Origin of the sequence: Roseovarius mucosus, assembly GCF_002080415.1 — a bacterium.
GTDB classification, from domain to species: Bacteria; Pseudomonadota; Alphaproteobacteria; order Rhodobacterales; family Rhodobacteraceae; genus Roseovarius; species Roseovarius mucosus_A.
Genome location: NZ_CP020474.1, coordinates 679,797 through 696,398, shown reverse-complemented (window position 1 = coordinate 696,398; position 16,602 = coordinate 679,797). Strand labels below are relative to the sequence as shown.

Annotated in this window: 15 protein-coding genes; 9 read left to right on the top strand and 6 right to left on the bottom strand. The window is 63.0% G+C overall.

Features of this window, described 5'->3' with window-relative positions; translation table 11 throughout:
* Positions 1-68 precede the first annotated feature (68 nt).
* Positions 69-941, top strand: coding sequence for an NAD(P)-dependent oxidoreductase (locus ROSMUCSMR3_RS03345; protein WP_081506446.1), 873 nt, complete (start codon positions 69-71; stop codon positions 939-941).
* A 12-nt stretch (positions 942-953) separates the two neighbouring features.
* Here the strand turns inward: ROSMUCSMR3_RS03345 and ROSMUCSMR3_RS03340 are convergent, their stop codons facing one another.
* The 6 genes from ROSMUCSMR3_RS03340 to ROSMUCSMR3_RS03315 form a co-directional block, all read right to left on the bottom strand.
* Positions 954-1,340, bottom strand: coding sequence for a hypothetical protein (locus ROSMUCSMR3_RS03340; RefSeq protein WP_008282360.1), 387 nt, complete (start codon positions 1,338-1,340; stop codon positions 954-956).
* Between the two features lie 12 nt (positions 1,341-1,352).
* Complete coding sequence (locus ROSMUCSMR3_RS03335; protein ID WP_008282359.1) at positions 1,353-2,570, bottom strand: MFS transporter; 1,218 nt, start codon at positions 2,568-2,570, stop codon at positions 1,353-1,355.
* A 43-nt stretch (positions 2,571-2,613) separates the two neighbouring features.
* Entirely contained in the window at positions 2,614-3,879 is a 1,266-nt protein-coding gene (locus tag ROSMUCSMR3_RS03330) for a cobyrinate a,c-diamide synthase (RefSeq protein WP_081506445.1), read from the bottom strand.
* Positions 3,867-4,742 carry a uroporphyrinogen-III C-methyltransferase gene (cobA, locus tag ROSMUCSMR3_RS03325; RefSeq protein ID WP_081506444.1) on the bottom strand — a complete coding sequence of 292 codons (876 nt, stop codon included), beginning with the start codon at positions 4,740-4,742 and terminating at the stop codon, positions 3,867-3,869. The genes ROSMUCSMR3_RS03330 and cobA overlap by 13 nt, the downstream gene beginning before the upstream one ends.
* A gap of 113 nt (positions 4,743-4,855) precedes the next feature.
* Positions 4,856-5,989, bottom strand: a complete 1,134-nt coding sequence (locus ROSMUCSMR3_RS03320; RefSeq protein ID WP_008282356.1) for an ABC transporter substrate-binding protein — start codon at positions 5,987-5,989, stop codon at positions 4,856-4,858.
* Between the two features lie 121 nt (positions 5,990-6,110).
* Positions 6,111-6,758: a TetR/AcrR family transcriptional regulator gene (locus tag ROSMUCSMR3_RS03315; RefSeq protein WP_008282355.1), complete on the bottom strand. Its 648-nt coding sequence runs from the start codon at positions 6,756-6,758 to the stop codon at positions 6,111-6,113.
* 211 nt (positions 6,759-6,969) lie between these two features.
* Between ROSMUCSMR3_RS03315 and ROSMUCSMR3_RS03310 the strand changes: the two genes are divergently transcribed.
* The 8 genes from ROSMUCSMR3_RS03310 to ROSMUCSMR3_RS03275 all read left to right on the top strand — a co-directional run bounded on the left by ROSMUCSMR3_RS03310 (position 6,970) and on the right by ROSMUCSMR3_RS03275 (position 16,582).
* Positions 6,970-8,493 (top strand): trimethylamine methyltransferase family protein, encoded by a 1,524-nt coding sequence (locus tag ROSMUCSMR3_RS03310; RefSeq protein WP_081508539.1) that lies wholly within the window; start codon positions 6,970-6,972, stop codon positions 8,491-8,493.
* 25 nt (positions 8,494-8,518) lie between these two features.
* On the top strand, positions 8,519-10,564 hold the full coding sequence (locus ROSMUCSMR3_RS03305; protein WP_081506443.1) for an NADH:flavin oxidoreductase: 2,046 nt from the start codon (positions 8,519-8,521) through the stop codon (positions 10,562-10,564).
* 1 nt (position 10,565) lies between these two features.
* A complete protein-coding gene (locus ROSMUCSMR3_RS03300) occupies positions 10,566-11,276 on the top strand; it encodes an NAD(P)-binding domain-containing protein (protein ID WP_081506442.1) in 711 nt (236 codons plus the stop codon).
* Positions 11,273-13,252: an FAD-dependent oxidoreductase gene (locus ROSMUCSMR3_RS03295; protein ID WP_081506441.1), complete on the top strand. Its 1,980-nt coding sequence runs from the start codon at positions 11,273-11,275 to the stop codon at positions 13,250-13,252. Before ROSMUCSMR3_RS03300 ends, ROSMUCSMR3_RS03295 begins: the two co-directional genes overlap by 4 nt.
* A 113-nt stretch (positions 13,253-13,365) precedes the next feature.
* Positions 13,366-14,466 (top strand): MHYT domain-containing protein, encoded by a 1,101-nt coding sequence (locus tag ROSMUCSMR3_RS03290; RefSeq protein ID WP_008282350.1) that lies wholly within the window; start codon positions 13,366-13,368, stop codon positions 14,464-14,466.
* A gap of 106 nt (positions 14,467-14,572) precedes the next feature.
* Positions 14,573-15,763 carry a phage portal protein gene (locus ROSMUCSMR3_RS03285; protein WP_081506440.1) on the top strand — a complete coding sequence of 397 codons (1,191 nt, stop codon included), beginning with the start codon at positions 14,573-14,575 and terminating at the stop codon, positions 15,761-15,763.
* Positions 15,756-16,001: a GTA head formation protein, RCAP_rcc01685 family gene (locus ROSMUCSMR3_RS03280; RefSeq protein ID WP_008282348.1), complete on the top strand. Its 246-nt coding sequence runs from the start codon at positions 15,756-15,758 to the stop codon at positions 15,999-16,001. Before ROSMUCSMR3_RS03285 ends, ROSMUCSMR3_RS03280 begins: the two co-directional genes overlap by 8 nt.
* A 23-nt stretch (positions 16,002-16,024) precedes the next feature.
* Positions 16,025-16,582 carry an HK97 family phage prohead protease gene (locus ROSMUCSMR3_RS03275; RefSeq protein WP_081506439.1) on the top strand — a complete coding sequence of 186 codons (558 nt, stop codon included), beginning with the start codon at positions 16,025-16,027 and terminating at the stop codon, positions 16,580-16,582.
* Positions 16,583-16,602 lie beyond the last annotated feature (20 nt).

Genomic DNA, 16,602 nt, shown 5'->3' with positions numbered 1-16,602 from the left:
TCACCTGCCGGGGATAGTCAGAAAACCCCGGCAAGACAATGGCACACAGTATGGGAGAGGACAGGACAATGGCAAAACTGGCGTTTCTGGGGCTCGGGGTTATGGGCTATCCGATGGCGGGGCATCTGGCAGCAGCCGGGCACGAGGTCTGTGTCTATAACCGCACGGCGGCCAAGGCCGAAGCCTGGGCAAAAGAGCATGGTGGGCGTCATGCCGCCACCCCGCGCGAGGCCGCCGAAGGGGCCGATTTCGTGATGGCCTGCGTGGGCAATGACGATGATCTGCGGTCGGTCTGTCTTGGGGCCGATGGGGCCTTTGCCGGGATGGCGGCAGGCGCGGTTTTTGTGGATCACACCACGGTGTCGTCCAAGGTTACAGCCGAGCTTTATGCCGAGGCCAAGGCAGCGGGGCTGAATTTCGTTGATGCGCCCGTGTCGGGTGGACAGGCGGGGGCCGAAAAAGGCCAGCTTTCGATCATGTGTGGCGGCGATGAGGCGGCCTATGCGGCGGCTGAGCCGGTGATGCAGGTCTATGCCAAGCTTTGCCGTCGCATTGGCGAGAGCGGGGCCGGGCAGATGACCAAGATGTGCAATCAGATCGCGATTGCCGGTCTGGTGCAGGGTCTGGCCGAGGCGCTGCACTTTGCGGAAAAGGCAGGGCTGGATGGGCGCGCGGTGGTCGAGGTCATCTCTCAGGGGGCGGCGGGATCTTGGCAGATGTCGAACCGGTATGAGACCATGATTGACGACAAATGGAACCACGGCTTTGCCGTTGATTGGATGCGCAAGGATCTGGGTATTTGCCTGAGCACCGCCGATGAGACTGGCGCCAGCCTACCGGTGACGGCGCTGGTGGATCAGTTCTACAAAGATGTGCAGAAGATGGGCGGCGGTCGCTGGGATACGTCGAGCCTGTTTGCGCGGCTGCGCAAGCTTGGGTGACATAGCGCCGTGTCAGGCGATCTTGCGGTCGCCTGACAGCCATTTGCGGCTGTCGATGACATCAAGGATCAGCGAAAAGACATCGACCGCCAGCAGGATCACCAGATAGTTGTGGTAGGTCGGGGTAATGTCTTGGGTCAAAAGCCACAGGATCAGGCCCAGCATCGGTGTCCAGATGAGGATATGCGGCAGTGCCATAACCTTGGAAAAGCCGCGCTCGATCAGCATCAGCACTCCATTGCAGAGCATCGCGCCGACCGCCATCGTCGCCAGCCACGCGCCTGCGGGATGCGAGATAAAAAAGAGCGAAGCGGCGTTGACCGGCACAAGGATGAGCGCGACCCAAAGCTGAACCCAGAGGGGCAGGCGGCGGTAACTCTGCCAGATTTGCCTTATCATGTGCGCCCCTGCTCAGGCCTCTTTTGGGCGCAGGGTCAGCCATATGAGCGCACCGCCTGCCAGCATCAGGAAGGGGGCCATGGCGAGGTTGACCGCAGTCCAGCCCGCCTCAGGCGTGCCGCCGGAGCAGTTCATCAGGCCACCGGAGGACAGGGAGGCAAAGGTCACACCGCCAAAGACGATAAGATCGTTGAGCCCCTGCATGCGGCCACGTTCCTGAGGCTCATGGGCCCCTGCAAGCATGGTGGTGGCCCCGATAAAGCCGAAATTCCAGCCGATGCCCAAGAGGATGAGGGCGACGAAGAAGTTTTCCAGATGCACGCCGTTCAAGGCCACCGCGCCTGCGCCTGCGAGGATGACAAGGCCAATGGCCACGATTTTTTCCACGCCAAAGCGGGCGATCAGATGGCCGGTGAAGAACGAGGGGATATACATCGCCAACACATGCGCCGTGACCACATCCGCCGCATTGCCCGCGTCAAAGCCGCAGCCGACCACGGCGAGCGGCGTTGAGGTCATCACCAGATTCATCAGCGCGTAGGATACGGTGGCACAGATCACCGCCACGGCGATGCGCGGCGTTTTCAGAAGTTCCATCCGCGTGCGGCCATGCGGGGCGTCGACGGCGGGTTGGGGCGGTTTGGGGATATCGAGCAAGAGAAACAGGAACGCGCCTGCGATATTGAGAGCGATGACCGCGAGATAGGTGCCCAGAAACGGAATCACCATGGCCTGAGAGGTGGCCTTGACCAGTTGCGGGCCGATTACGGCGCTGAGCAGGCCCCCTGCCATGACGTAGGAAATGGCCTTGGCGCGGAAGGCGTCGCTGGCGGTATCAGCGGCGGCAAAGCGGTAGAAGCCTTGGGCTGACATATAGGTGCCGGTGATGAGGCTGCCCAAAAGGAAAATCGGGAAGGAGGCGGTATAAAGCCCATAGGCGCCGATGGCCCCGCCAAGCGCGCCTGCGCCTGCGCCGATGAAAAACCCGGTGCGGCGGCCATAGCGCTGCATCAGATGCGAAATCGGTGTAGCCGAGAGCATTGAGCCGAGCACGATCAAGGAAATCGGCAAGGTCGCGAAGCAGATGTTGGAGGCGAGCGATTGCCCGGCCAGCCCACCCACGACAAAGATCATCGGCATTTGCGCGCCCAAAATGGCTTGGGCTGCGACGAGAACGGCCACATTGCGTTTGGCGCGGCTGTCGTCGGGATGAAGGGCGATATCGGTCATGGCCGAAGTGCTAGACCCGTCGCGGGCAGGCTGCAAGCGTAATTCAGGCGCGGTCGATGAGATGCGCGAAAGAGCCGCTCACCCGGCCCGAGTGGAGGCCCATTGGGGGCAGCTCTGTGCCTTCGGCGTCTGTTGCGGTGAACAGCGTTGGGCCATCCGCGCGCAGGGTGGTGGCATAGTGGAATTCATGCGCGGCCCATGTGCCCGGAAATGGGCCGGTGTGCGCCGCAAGATGGCGGTAGCCGAGATGGAGACGGCGGGTGGCAAAGCTCGTGTCTAGCGGCAACAAGCCAGCCATGGTGTGCCGGGTGCCGCTGGCATCGGTCAGGCTGTCGCCCAGAACCATGTATCCACCACATTCTCCATATATATCTGAGGTTTGTGCGGCACTCTTGAGGCTTTGCATGAAGATTTCATTGGCGGCGATCCGGCCTGCGTGCAGTTCCGGGTAGCCGCCGGGAAGAAAGATGAACTCTGCTTGTGGCACGGGTTCGTTGGCCAGTGGGGAAAAGGGACGGATTTCCGCCCCTTCTGCCTGCCAATCGGCCAGCATATGCGGATAGGCAAAGCCAAAGGCGGGGTCTTGGGCCACGGCGATCACCTGAGCCGGAGGGGTGAGGCGCGGGGCCGCTTGGGTGTCGGGCAAGGGGGCGGCGAGTGCAAGCAGCGTTTCGCGGTCGAGTGTCATGGCGAGCGCGTCGGCGGCGGAGTCGAGGAACTGTTGCAAATCAGGGCGCTCGCTGGCCTGGACCAGACCCAGATGGCGCGAGGGTTGCGCCAGCGCCGGGTTGCGACGGAGGGCGGCCAAAACGGGCAGGCCAAGGGGGGCGAGGGCGCGGCGCAGCATCGCTTCGTGGCGATCGGAGCCCACGTTGTTGAGCATCACGCCTGACACGCGCACGCGGGCGTCAAAGCCTGCAAAGCCTGCTACAAGCGGCGCGATAGAGCCTGCCATGCGGCCTGCATCGACCACCAGCACCACGGGCAGGCTGAGATGCCGCGCGAGATCGGCCACAGCGCCACGCCCATCGGGCGGTGCGCCATCGAAGAGGCCCATGGCCCCCTCGATGATCAGCAGACCTTGGCCCGCTGCAAGGCTGCGCAGGCGGTCGGGCGTCATGGCCCAAGCGTCGAGATTGGGGCAAGGCGCGCCGCAGGCGGCCTCGTGAAAGCGGGGGTCGATGTAATCGGGACCGGATTTCGCACCGCGCACGGGCCGCCCCTCGCGAGACAAGAGGCGCAGAAGGGCGAGGGTAAGCGTGGTTTTCCCCGCGCCCGACGAGGGTGCAGCGAGGATCAGCCCCCGCATGCGGTCTCGGCGGGCAGGCCGCGCCCGAGCGGATCAAGATCACGCGGGGCGGCACCGGCCAGCATCCCCTGCCAGTCAAGCACTTGGCGCATGAGCACGGAGCGTCCGATGCAGAGGATCGCAGGCGGCTCGAAGCCGCTTGTCTCGATATCGGCGGCAAGGCGCCCGAGGGTGGTTTCCAGCACGCGCTGATCTGGGGTGGTGGCGGAGGAGACGACGGCGCAGGGCTCATCCACCGGGCGGCCTGCATCCAGAAGCGCCGCGCTGATCTGGCCTGCGTGCTTCATGCCCATGTAGATCACGATAACCTGACTGCCCTGCGCAATCGCCTGCCAATTCAGCGAGGAAGGGGTGTGCCCGGACTGGTCGTGGCCTGTTACGAAGGTCACGGATTGGTTCACGTCGCGGTGTGTCACGGGAATGCCCGCATAGGCCAACCCGCCGATACCGGCGCTGATGCCCGGAATGATGCGGATGGGCACGCCGTGCTGCACCAGCGTCTGCGCCTCTTCGCCGCCGCGCCCAAAGACAAAGGGGTCGCCCCCCTTGAGGCGCAGCACGCGCAGGCCATCGCGGGCGAGATCAACGAGTTGCAGGGAAATATCGCGCTGCTTCGCCGAAGGTTTTCCGCCGCGTTTGCCCGCATAGATATGGCGGGCCTGCGGTGCCCAGTCGAGGATGCAGTCCTGCACCAGCGCGTCATAAATCACCACATCGGCCTGTTGCAGGGCATTGAGCGCGTGCAGTGTCAGAAGGCCGGGATCGCCGGGGCCCGCGCCACAGAGCCAAACCCAGCCGGGTTCCATCCGGGGCCAGTCGGTGCCGGGCAGCGAGGGGAGAGTGGGGTGGTGCGAGTCGGTCATATCTTTCTATGCCGCGAGTTTGATGTGGGGGAAAGGTGGCAAACGACCATGCACCGGGGTCAGAGCGACATGCAGGGGGTGGCCGGGCCATGGGCGGCCCGGCCAAAGGCGTGTTACATCTTGCACTCTGCGGCGTAGGCGTCGACGTGATCCTCTAGCGCCACGCCAATGATCTTGTTGGTGTAGACGTCGCCCTCTTTGATCACCTCGCGAACATAGATGTCCTGGATCGGGTGATGGTTGTTGCCAAAGGCGAAATCGCCGCGCGTGCTGGCGAAATCGGCCGCTTTGAGGGCGGCGCGGAAGGCGTCAGCATCCGAGGGTTGCGCCGTGTCCAATGCGGAAATCAGGAGATTGGCGGTGTCAAAGCCTTGGCTTGCGTAGAGCGAGGGCAGGCGGCCATATTTTTCCTGAAAGCTGGCGACAAAAGCGGCGTTGGTTGCGTTGTCGATGTCCTTGGACCATTGCGATGTGTTGACTACGCCAAGGGCCGCGTCGCCCACGGCCTGAAGGATGCCTTGGTCAAAGCTGAAGGCGGGGCCGACCACGGGCAGGCCGACACCGCTGTCGGCATATTGCTTGAGGAAGGAGATGCCCATGCCGCCGGGCAGGAAGAAGAACACAGAGTCAGCGCCGCTCGCGCGGATTTGGGCGATTTCGGCGGCGTAATCGGTCTGGCCGAGTTGGGTGTAGATTTCACCCGCCAATTCGCCCTTGTAGAACCGTTTGTAGCCGGTCAGCGCGTCCTGACCTGCCGGGTAGTTGGGCGCGAGGATGAAGCTGTTTTTATAGCCTGCGTCATTGGCATAGGCCCCCGCGGCCTCGTGCAGGTTGTCGTTCTGCCAGGCGACGTTGAAATAGTTGGGCAGGCAGCCTTGCCCCGCCAGCGCCGAGGGGCCAGCATTGGGCGAGAGGTAGAATTTGCCTTGGGCCACGGCACCGGGCACCACCGCCATGGCGAGGTTGGACCAGATGATACCCGTCATCACATCGACCTTGTCGGATTGGATCATCTTGTCCGAGAGTTGCACGGCGATGTCGGGTTTTTGCTGATCGTCCTCGATGATCACCTCGATATCGCTGCGTCCCGATTGCTCTAGCGCCAGCATGAAGCCATCGCGCACGTCAATGCCGAGCCCTGCGCCGCCGCCCGATAGCGTGGTGATCATGCCGACCTTGATATCAGCCTGCGCGGTGGCGGCGGCAAGGCTGAGCGCGCCTGCGATGGCCAGTGTCTTGAATGTCATGTGTCATCTCTCCCTGATGTCGGGCGGTTTGGTCCGTCCCGGATTGCCCTTGGTCCCCCAGAAGGCGGTGCTCAATCCTTTCCACAGCTTTGGCAAAAGGTCCAGATGGCAGCGGATTGGATCAGGCTGAGGTATGGCGGGCCATGAAGCGGGCGGTTTCGGCGGGGGCCGGGGCGTGGCCCGAGAAATTCTCGACATAGGCGGGCATGCGGGCGATGCGGATATCGCGGGGTTCGGCCACCATCATCGAGATATAGCCGATCTGGGTGTAATAGACGGTATGGGCGCGGGTGTCGGCGTGATCGGGGGCGTAGCCGAATCGCGCGAACATGGCACGGATGGCGGTGATGCGGGTTTCATCGGTGCGTTGCAGCTTGGCCTTGACCACCGGATCCCCAAGCGCCCAGTTGCGGATCGCGAAATCAAGGCGGGAATCAAACAGCTCGCGGGTAAGCCAGCAGTCGAAGAGATTGTAGAGCGCCTCGTTGATCGAGTCTGCATAGGCTTCGGTGCGGGCGACAAGATTGCCGGTGTTCTGCGCCTCCCAGCGGTCGAGAAGGGCGGAAAGCAGCGCCTCTCGATCCTTGAAGTGCCAATAAAAACTGGTGCGTGACAGGCCGAGCATGTGCGCCAGAGGCATCACCTTGACCGCATCCACCCCGGCGGTGACGAGCACCTCATAGGCGGCACCCAGCCACAGATCCTCGGACCCGCGGGTGGCGGGATCGGGGGCGGGTTTGGCGCGGTGGTTGGTTTGGGTGCGGTTCATTGCCCAAGACTAGACGCTTTTTCGGGGGCTGGCAAATATCTTGACAGGTTAGTTGATTTTCTCGACAGTAGTGTCGATAAAGTTTTGATGCCACCGCCGGCGTAGTTCCGGCCAGCCCAGGATCAGGCACATGCCGCACGCGATACCTACTGAAATTTCCTGTGATACGCCTGTTCCACCTGCGCGTCGGGCGCGCGGCGGGCGCGCCGCCATGCAGGTGCGCCGGGGCACCGGGGCGGGGGCCGGGGTGAATCCGCTGCATGTTCCCTATATCACGCGGGGTATTCCCACCCATGACATCGCCTCAGAGGAATCGTTAGAGGCGATCATCGCCACCGCAGATCGAATTCTGGCCGAAATCGGGATCGAGTTTCGCGAAGACCCCGAGACAGTGCGACTGTTTCAGCAAGCCGGGGGCAAGGCGCGCGAGGTGGGGCCAGAGGCGTGGAATGTCACGTTTGAGCCGGGGTTGATCCGGGGTCTTTTGGCCACTGCTCCGGCGGAATTCACACAGCATGCGCGCAATCCGGCCAAATCGGTGCGGATCGGCGGCAAGTCGATGGTGTTTGCACCCGCCTATGGGTCGCCCTTCGTGATGGATCTGGACAAGGGGCGGCGCTATGGCACGATTGAGGATTTCCAGAACCTGATCAAGCTGGCGCAATCCTCGCCTTGGCTGCATCATTCGGGCGGCACGATCTGTGAGCCGACGGATATTCCGGTGAACAAGCGGCATCTGGATATGGTTTACGCGCATATGCGCTATTCGGACCGGGCCTTTCTGGGCTCGATCACCGCGCCGGAGCGGGCTGAGGATAGTATCGAGATGTGCCGCATTCTGTTTGGGGCGGAGTATGTCGACAGCCATTGCGTGATCATGGGCAATTTCAATTCGACCTCGCCCTTGGTCTGGGATGGGGTGAGCACGCGGGGTATTCGCGCCTATGCGGCTGCCGGTCAGGGCTCCATCCATCTGCCGTTTCTGTTGGGGGGCGCTGTATCGCCGCTGACTATGCCGGGGGCGATTGCGCAATGTCTGGCCGAAAGCATGGTGGGATGTGCGCTGACGCAATTGGTGCGGCCCGGGGCACCGGCAATTCTGGGCAGTTTCCTGTCGTCGATGTCGCTGCGCACCGGATCACCCACGTTCGGCACGCCCGAGCCTGCGTTGGGATCGCTGGTGATGGGGCAGATCGCGCGGCGGCTGAAGATGCCGTTGCGTTGTGCGGGCAATTTCAGCACCTCAAAGCTGCCGGATGGGCAGGCGATGACGCAGGCGATGATGTCGATGATGTCGGCAGTGAATGGCGGGGCCAATTTCATCCTGCATTCGGCAGGGTTCCTCGATGGGTTGCTGTCGATGTCCTATGAAAAGCTGATGTTGGATATGGATATGTGCGGCGCGCTGCATGCGTGGCTTAAGGGGTTGGAGGTCAACGAGGATACGCTGGCCTTCGAGGCCTTGGCCGAGAAGGGGCCGGGAGAGCATATGTTTGGCTGTGCCCATACCCTGCGCCATTACGAGACCGCCTATTGGGATAGCGGGCTGGACGACAACACCACCTATGAGACATGGTCGGAGGCGGGGGGCGTCGATGCGATGACGCGCGCCAATGGCGCATGGAAAGCGGTGTTGGCGACGTATGAGGCGCCACCGCTAGACGCGGGCATTGAGGGGGCGCTCTGCGATTTCATCGCGCAGCGCAAATCCGAGATGGCCGACGCCTGGTATTGAAACGAATTGACGAAAGGCAACGCCCATGTCGCGTGACCCGCTGCTGCAACCCTATCAACTCAAGCATCTGACGCTGAAGAACCGGATCATGACCACGAGCCATGAACCGGCCTATCCCGAAGAGGGCATGCCCAAGGCGCGCTATACCGCCTATCACGCCGAGCGTGCAAAGGCGGGCGTGGCGCTGGCGATGACCGCAGGGTCGGCGGCTGTGTCCAAGGACAGCCCGCCGGTATTCAACAATGTCCTCGCCTATAAGGACGAGGTGGTGCCCTATATCCGGCAGTTGACCGATGCCTGTCACGAGCATGGCTGTGCGGTCATGATCCAGCTTACGCATCTGGGGCGGCGCACGGGCTGGTCCAAAGGGGATTGGTTGCCGTCTGTGTCCTCGACCAAGCATCGCGAACCCGCGCACCGGGCCTTTCCCAAGCTGGCGGAGGATTGGGATATTGCGCGCATCATTACGGATTTCGTCGATGCCACGGAGCGGATGAAAGAGGGGGGCATGGATGGGATCGAGTTGCAGGTGTATGGCCATCTTCTTGATCAGTTCTGGTCGCCGCTGACCAATGATCTGGACGGGCCCTATGGTGGGCAGAGCCTTGAGACCCGGATGAAGCTGCTTTTGGATGTGCTGGCGGCCATTCGCAAGCGGGTGGGCACTGAGTTCATCGTAGGTCTACGCTATACGGCGGATGAGGCCGAGGCGGGGGGGATCACGCCCGAGGAGGGGTTGGAGATTTCCAAGCGGCTGGCGGCCACCGGCATGATCGATTTCCTTAATGTGATCCGGGGGCGTATTCATACCGATCCGGCGATGACCGATGTGATCCCGGTGCAGGGGATGCGATCTGCGCCGCATTTGGATTTCGCGGGGGCGGTCAGGGCGGCGACAGGCATGCCCACGTTCCACGCCGCCAAGATCCCCGATGTGGCAACTGCGCGGCACGCGATCCAAGCGGGGCTTTTGGATATGGTTGGCATGACGCGGGCGCATATGGCGGACCCGCATATCGTGCGCAAAATCATCGAGGGGCGCGAAGCGGATATTCGGCCCTGTGTCGGCGCGACCTTCTGTCTGGACCGGATTTATGCCGCAGGTGAGGCGCTGTGCATTCACAACGCCGCCACGGGCCGTGAATTGACCATGCCGCATGAGATTAGCCCGGCTGAGACACGCAAAAAGGTTGTGATTGTCGGCGCGGGGCCTGCGGGGCTGGAGGCGGCGCGCGTGGCTGCAGAGCGCGGCCATGATGTGACCGTGTTCGAGGCGCAGCCCGATCCGGGGGGGCAAATCCGGCTGACCGCGCTTAATCCTCGTCGGCGCGAGATGATCAGCATCATCGACTGGCGTATGGCGCAATGCGCGGCGCGCGATGTGGTCTTTCACTTCAACACAGTCGCCGAGGCCGAGGATGTGACCGCCCTTAACCCCGATGTGGTGATTGTGGCGACAGGGGGCCTGCCCAATCGCGAGCTTTTTGAAAGTGGCAAAGAGCAAGAGTTGGTTGTCACGGCCTGGGATTTGATTTCGGGCGATGTGAAGCCGGGGCAGACTGTCCTTATCTATGACGAGAGTGGCGATCATCCGGGGTTGATGGCGGCAGAGGTTGCGGCCAATGCCGGGGCGAGCGTTGAGGTGATGACACCGGACCGGGTCTTTGCGCCCGATATCATGGCGATGAATCTGGTGCCGTACATGCGCAGCCTGCAGGACAAGGATGTAGCCTTTACCGTGACGCGGCGGCTTTTGGATGTGACGCGGGACGGCAACCGGCTGAAGGCAAAGATCGGCACGGATTATAGTAAGTTCACCTCTGAGAAGACCTATGATCAGGTGGTGGTGAATTATGGTACGCTGCCGCTGGATGATCTTTACTTCGAACTGAAGCCCCTGTCGCGCAATCTGGGTGAGGTGGATCAGGATGCGCTGATTGCCGGAGATGCGCAGGCGGTTGACAGCAATCCCGAGGGCGCGTTCCAGTTGTTTCGGATTGGCGATGCGGTGTCGTCGCGCAATACCCATGCAGCGATTTATGATGCGCTGCGGCTGATGAAGGATATCTGACGTGCGGCTGGGGTTTCTGGGCACCGGCACCATTTCCGAGGCGGTGGTGCGGGCGCTGGCCCCTGAGGGGCATGAGATCGCGGTATCAGAGCGCAATGCTGGGCGAGCGGCGCGGCTGGCGGGGGATTTTACCAATGTGACCGTCGCGTCCAATCAGCCTGTAGTGGACGCGAGCGAGGTCGTGTTTCTTGGGCTTATGGCGGAGATTGCGGCAGAGGTTTTGGGAACGCTGCGGTTTCGGGCAGATCAGCGGGTGGTGTCCTTTATGGCGGGGATGCCGCTGGAAGAGGTGGCGGCGTTGGTGGCCCCGGCGCGGGCCGAGGCGGTGATGCTGCCCTATCCGGGGATTGCGCAGGGTGGATCACCCATTCTGGCGCTGGGTAAGGTTGCGGTGATCGAGGCGCTTTTTGCGCCTGCCAACACGGTTTACAGCTTGCGGGACCGGGCGGAGTTGGAGGCGTATCTATGTGCGCAAGCGGTATTGTCGCCCGCGGTGCAGATGGTCAGCGGTGCGGCGGAGTGGCTTGGCGGGGGCGAGGCGTTTTTGCGGCATCTGGTGGGAAGCAGCCTGATGAGCGGGGCGTGTCAGCCAATGCTGGACGCGCTCAACACGAAGGGCGGATATAATCAGCGCCTCAGGCAGCATATGGAGAGTGCGGGGATGCGCGCGGTGTTGAGCGAGGGTCTGGACCGTTTGGCGGACAAGGGATGAGTGCGTTTTCGCATGTGTTTCGCCCTGCTGTGCTGGCGGGGCATGTCCTGCGTAATCGGGTGGTGTTTGGGGCGCATACGACGAATATGGCCGAGGACGGTCTGCCGGGCGCGCGGCATATTGCCTATTACGAAGAGCGGGCCATTGGCGGGGCTGCGATGATTGTCGTTGAGCCGATGCCGGTGCATCGCACCGCCGTGTTGACGCGGGGCAATTTCCGGCATTCCTCGGATGAGGTGATCCCGGCCTTTGCCAAGCTGACGCGGGCCGTCAAACGGCATGGCGCAGTGGTGGTGCAGCAGCTTTATCACGTGGGCGCGCATGGCGATCAGGACAATAGCTGGCACGCGGCATGGTCGCCCTCGGGCGGGCCAAGCTGGCATGACAGTGACGGCAGTCACGAGATGAGCGGCGCGGAAATCGAGGAGATCATCGAGAGCTTTGTTGCGGCGGCGCTGCGCTGTCAGAAAGCCGGGTTTGACGGGGTCGAGGTCTGGGCCGCTTATCATTGTCTGCTGGATCAGTTCTGGACGCCGATGTCGAACACGCGGGACGATGAGTGGGGCGGCAGCCTTGAGAACCGCACGCGGTTTTCGCGCGAAATCCTGCGCAGGGTGCGGGCGGCCTGTGGGCCGGGGTTTATTGTCGGACTGTCGGTGAGTGATGGTTCGACCGTCGAGGCGACGCTGGGGCATGAGGCCATGGCGGAGGTTGTGGCGTTGCATGATGCCGAAGGGTTGATGGATTATGTGACCTGCGGGTCAGGCAGCTATCTGGATTATCATCCCTTGATGCCGACATTTCTATATCCTGAAAAGCTGGGGGTTGATCTGGCGGCGCGGCTAAAGGGCGTGGTGCGACATGCCTTGGTGACGGCGGAAAGCCATATTCGCACGCCCGAGAATGCCAATACGGTGCTGGGCGCAGGCGAGGCCGACATGGTCTCGATCGTGCGCGGGCAGATTGCCGATCCACATCTGGTGGCCAAGGCCGAAGCGGGGCGCCCCGAAGATGTGCGGGGCTGCATTTCGTGCAATCAGCAATGCTGGGGGCGGCGCAGCCGCGATTACTGGATTTCCTGCCTGATCAACCCGTCGGTGGGATGGGAGCATCAATGGGGCGGTGATCGGTTCCGCCCGGCGGAGCAGGTCCGTACTGTGCTGGTTGTGGGCGCTGGGCCTGCGGGGCTGGAGGCCGCGCGGGTGGCGGCAGAGCGTGGGCACCGGGTGTGTCTGCATGAGGCCGGGCCGGAGTTGGGCGGGCAGTTCCGGTTGGCGGGGCTGCAGCCAAGGCGGGCGCAGATCTTGGACCTGCTGGGCTGGTATGCGCGGCAGTTGGAGCGCTTGGGCGTCGAGATGCACTTTAACAGCTATCTGGACGCAGGCGAGATTGCTGCGATGGGGGCGGATCAGGTGATCCTCGCCACCGGGTCTTTGCCTGCGGGCACCGGGTTTCAAAAGGCGATACCGCATCTGTCGGCGCTGCCGGGGCTGGATGGCAATGTCTGGCCGGTCGAGGATGTGATGGGGCGCGCGGCGCGGCTGGGGCCCCGGGTGATCGTGCTGGATGAGGGCGGCAATTGGCGGGGGGGTGGCACCGCCTGGCATCTGGCCGAGGCGGGGCATCAGGTGGTGATCGTGACGCCACAGGCTATTGTCGGGCGCGAATTGGAGCGGTCTGCCGCCGATGTGCCGCTCAGGCGGCGTCTGGCGGCGCTGGGCGTGCGGTTTGTGACCGAGAGCGCCATCACTGGCTGGCAGAACGGCGGGGCCGAGGTGGTGGACCTTTTGACCGGCGCGCGGTCTCATGTGGCGGCGGATAGTCTGGTGTTGGCGACAACCAATCGGGCGGATGTGAGCCTGCGTCACGGATTGGCTGATCTGGGCATTTCGGCGGCGCTGATTGGCGATGCCCATGCCCCACGACTGGCGGCGCAGGCGTTTCACGATGGGCGCAAACTGGCTCTTAGCCTGTGAGGTCAAGAGCCTTGTAAGGAGAGCGGCCGCGACATACGATCCGAGCAAAAGGGAGGAAGAGCGCGGCGGCGGTTGCCGGTGCTCTTGCGGTATGCTCAAGCCGTTGGGTCGACATGGAATTTCTGGAGTATTCGCATAATCTCTGGTTGGTCGTTGCGTCACTGAGCGTGTCGCTTGTGGCAGCCTTTACCGGGTTTTCGCTGACCCGTGGCATTGCGGCGCAACCCGTAGCGATGCGTAAACTTTCCGTGACCTTGGCGGCGATTGCGTTGGGTGGTGGCATCTGGTCGATGCATTTCGTGGCGATGCTGGGGCTGCAACTGCCGATCCCGATTTACTACGATGCGATGATCACGCTGGGATCGGCGCTGATTGCAATCCTGATGGTAGGGGCGGCGCTGCTGCTCTTGCATTTCTACCCGCGCACGCGCGCAAGCCTGACGGCGGCGGGCTGTGTCATCGGTCTTGGCATTGTGGCGATGCATTATCTGGGCATGTCTGGGCTACAGCTTTGCCGGGCGGTTTATACGCTGCCGGGGGTGGTGTTTGCGGTGCTGGCCGCCTGTGGGCTGAGCGTGGCGGCGATTTGGGTGGCCTATGGTCAGCGGCGGCCGCGCAATATTCTGCTGGGCACATTGGCGTTTGGCTTTGCCGTGTTCCTTGTGCATTTCGCGGCGGTGTTCGGCACACGGTTTGTGGCAGTGCCAACGGCGCAGGAGATCGGCCCGTTGATGGGCAATGAGGTTTTGGCGCTGGGGGTGCTGGTCAGTTCGTTTGTTCTGTGCGGGGCGTTCTTGCTGACGGGGGTCACGTTTCTGGCGCAGGGGGCCAAAGCGGAGGGAGCTTTGCCTGTTGAGGCAGAGGTCAAACCCGTCCAAGTCTTGCAGCGCATTCCCTATGAGCACCACGGGCAGACCCATTTCATCGACGCGCGTGATGTGGCGTTTTTGCGGGCCGAGGGGCATTACACGCTGCTCTATACCGGGGCCAACAAGCATTTTTGCACGTGGTCAATCACCGAGGCCGAGCGGCGGTTGAGCCCCGGTCCGTTCCTTAAGGTGCATCGTAGCTATCTGGTCAATCCGGCGCATGTCTCGCATTTCGAGCGGCGTAAGGACAATGGGCTGTGCTATTTTCGCCTTGGCGGGCAAGATGTTACCACGCCTGTCAGCCGCTCGCGTCTGGCGGAGTTGCGCGAGGCTTTGGGGGTCTGAGCGCTGGCCCGCTCGGTCTGGTTTACTTTCCTTAAACCTTTGACGGTCTGATGCCTCTCAAGCGGGCAAGAGGCCCGGCGTCAGCGGGATCAAGGAGAGTAACGCGATGATACTGGATTTTTTCCGGCAAGGGGGCGGTGCACCCGACGCGGCACCCGAACAAAAGGCAAGCGCGGCTGGCCGTGTGATGGCGTGGCATGGCGCGGGGCGTGTGGCCTGGAGCCCGCGCGATACCGTCAGCCTGACGCGCACCGGGTTTTCGGGGAATCCGGTGGGGTTTCGTTGTGTGAAGATGATTGCTGAGGCGGCGGCGGCGCTGCCGCTGGTGTTGCAGAATTCTGAGCAGCGCTTTGCCGTCCATCCGGTGCTGAGCCTGATCAAATGCCCCAATCCGGCGCAGGGGCGGGCGGAGCTTTTTGAGGCGCTTTATGGCCAGCTCTTGTTGACGGGCAATGCCTATATCGAGGCGGTGGGCGCGGGGGGCATGCCGTTGGAGCTGCATGTGCTGCGCTCTGACCGGATGAGCGTGGTGCCGGGGGCGGATGGCTGGCCCGTGGCCTATGAATATGCCGTGGCGGGGCGCAAGCATCGGTTCGATGTGCGCGAGGGCGTTCCTTGCGTCTGTCATATCAAGACCTTTCACCCTCAGGACGACCATTATGGGCTGTCGCCATTGCAGGCGGCGGCGCAGGCGGTGGATGTGCATAATTCGGCAAGTCGTTGGTCGAAGGCGCTTTTGGACAATGCGGCGCGCCCCTCGGGTGCGATTGTCTATAAGGGGCCGGAGGGACAGGGGGCGATGTCTGGCGATCAATATGACCGGCTGGTCAGCGAGATGGAGGCGCATCATCAGGGCGCGCGCAATGCCGGGCGGCCGATGCTGTTAGAGGGCGGGCTGGATTGGAAGCCGATGGGGTTCAGCCCATCGGACATGGAATTCCAGAAGACCAAGGAAAGCGCGGCGCGCGAGATTGCGCTGGCCTTTGGCGTGCCGCCGATGCTGCTCGGTATTCCCGGCGATGCGACATTCGCGAATTATCAGGAGGCCAACCGTGCGTTTTATCGGCTGACGGTGTTGCCTTTGGCCATGCGGGTGGCTGCGACGGTATCGGCCTGGCTGGGGCGGATGAGCGGCGAGGCGTTGGACCTTGTTCCCGATCTGGATCAGGTGCCGGCGCTGGCAGCGGAGCGTGATGCGCAATGGGCACGGGTGAGTGGGGCAGACTTTCTGAGCGATGGAGAAAAGCGCAGCCTTTTGGGACTGCCTGCACTGGCGGCGGAGGAGGTCAATGGCTGAGCGGGGAGTGCCGCCGCCGCGCTATGGGTTCGAGGCGTTCGACTGTGCGCCGGGGCTGCGAATGGAGGCGCATGAGCGGGTTTCAGAGTTTCAGACCCGCGCGATGACCGAGCGGTTGGAGCGCACCGAGGCGGCCTTGGAGCGGCTGGAGCGGCGATTGTGGCTGGCGGTTTACGGTGTGGTGGCAGCGATCCTCGCGCAGGCGTTTCAGCCGCTTTTGGCGGTGTTGCCGGGGTGAGGCAGAGCGAAAGGATGAGACAGATGGACATGGATACAGGGCTGGAGCGTAAATTCGCGCGTCTGGATGGGGCGGTGCTGAGCGTGAGCGAGGCGGGGCAGATCGAGGGCTACGCCAGCCTGTTTGGCGCGCCCGATCAGGGTGGTGATATTGTCGAGCGGGGGGCCTATGCGGCCTCTCTCGGGCGGCTGGCCAAGGAGGGGCGGCGCGTCAAGATGCTGTGGCAGCATGATCCGGCGCAACCGATCGGCATCTGGGATGAGGTGCGCGAGGATGCGCGGGGTCTGTGGGTCAAGGGGCGGCTTTTGGGGAGTGTCGCGCGTGCGCGTGAGGCGGCAGCGCTGATCGCGGCGGGGGCGATTGATGGCCTCAGCATTGGATACCGGACGCTGCGCGCGGTGAAGAATGACAAGGGCCAGCGGCTCTTGACGGAACTGGAGCTGTGGGAAGTGTCGCTGGTGACCTTCCCGATGCTGCCCAGTGCGCGGGTGACGGCCAAGGGCGATGCCCCCGAGGCCCAAGCCCTGCGCGAGATGGCGGCGGCGTTCGACGCGGCCCGCCGGGAGATGGCGCAGGTGTAGCGCCCGAGCGAGGACCCAAA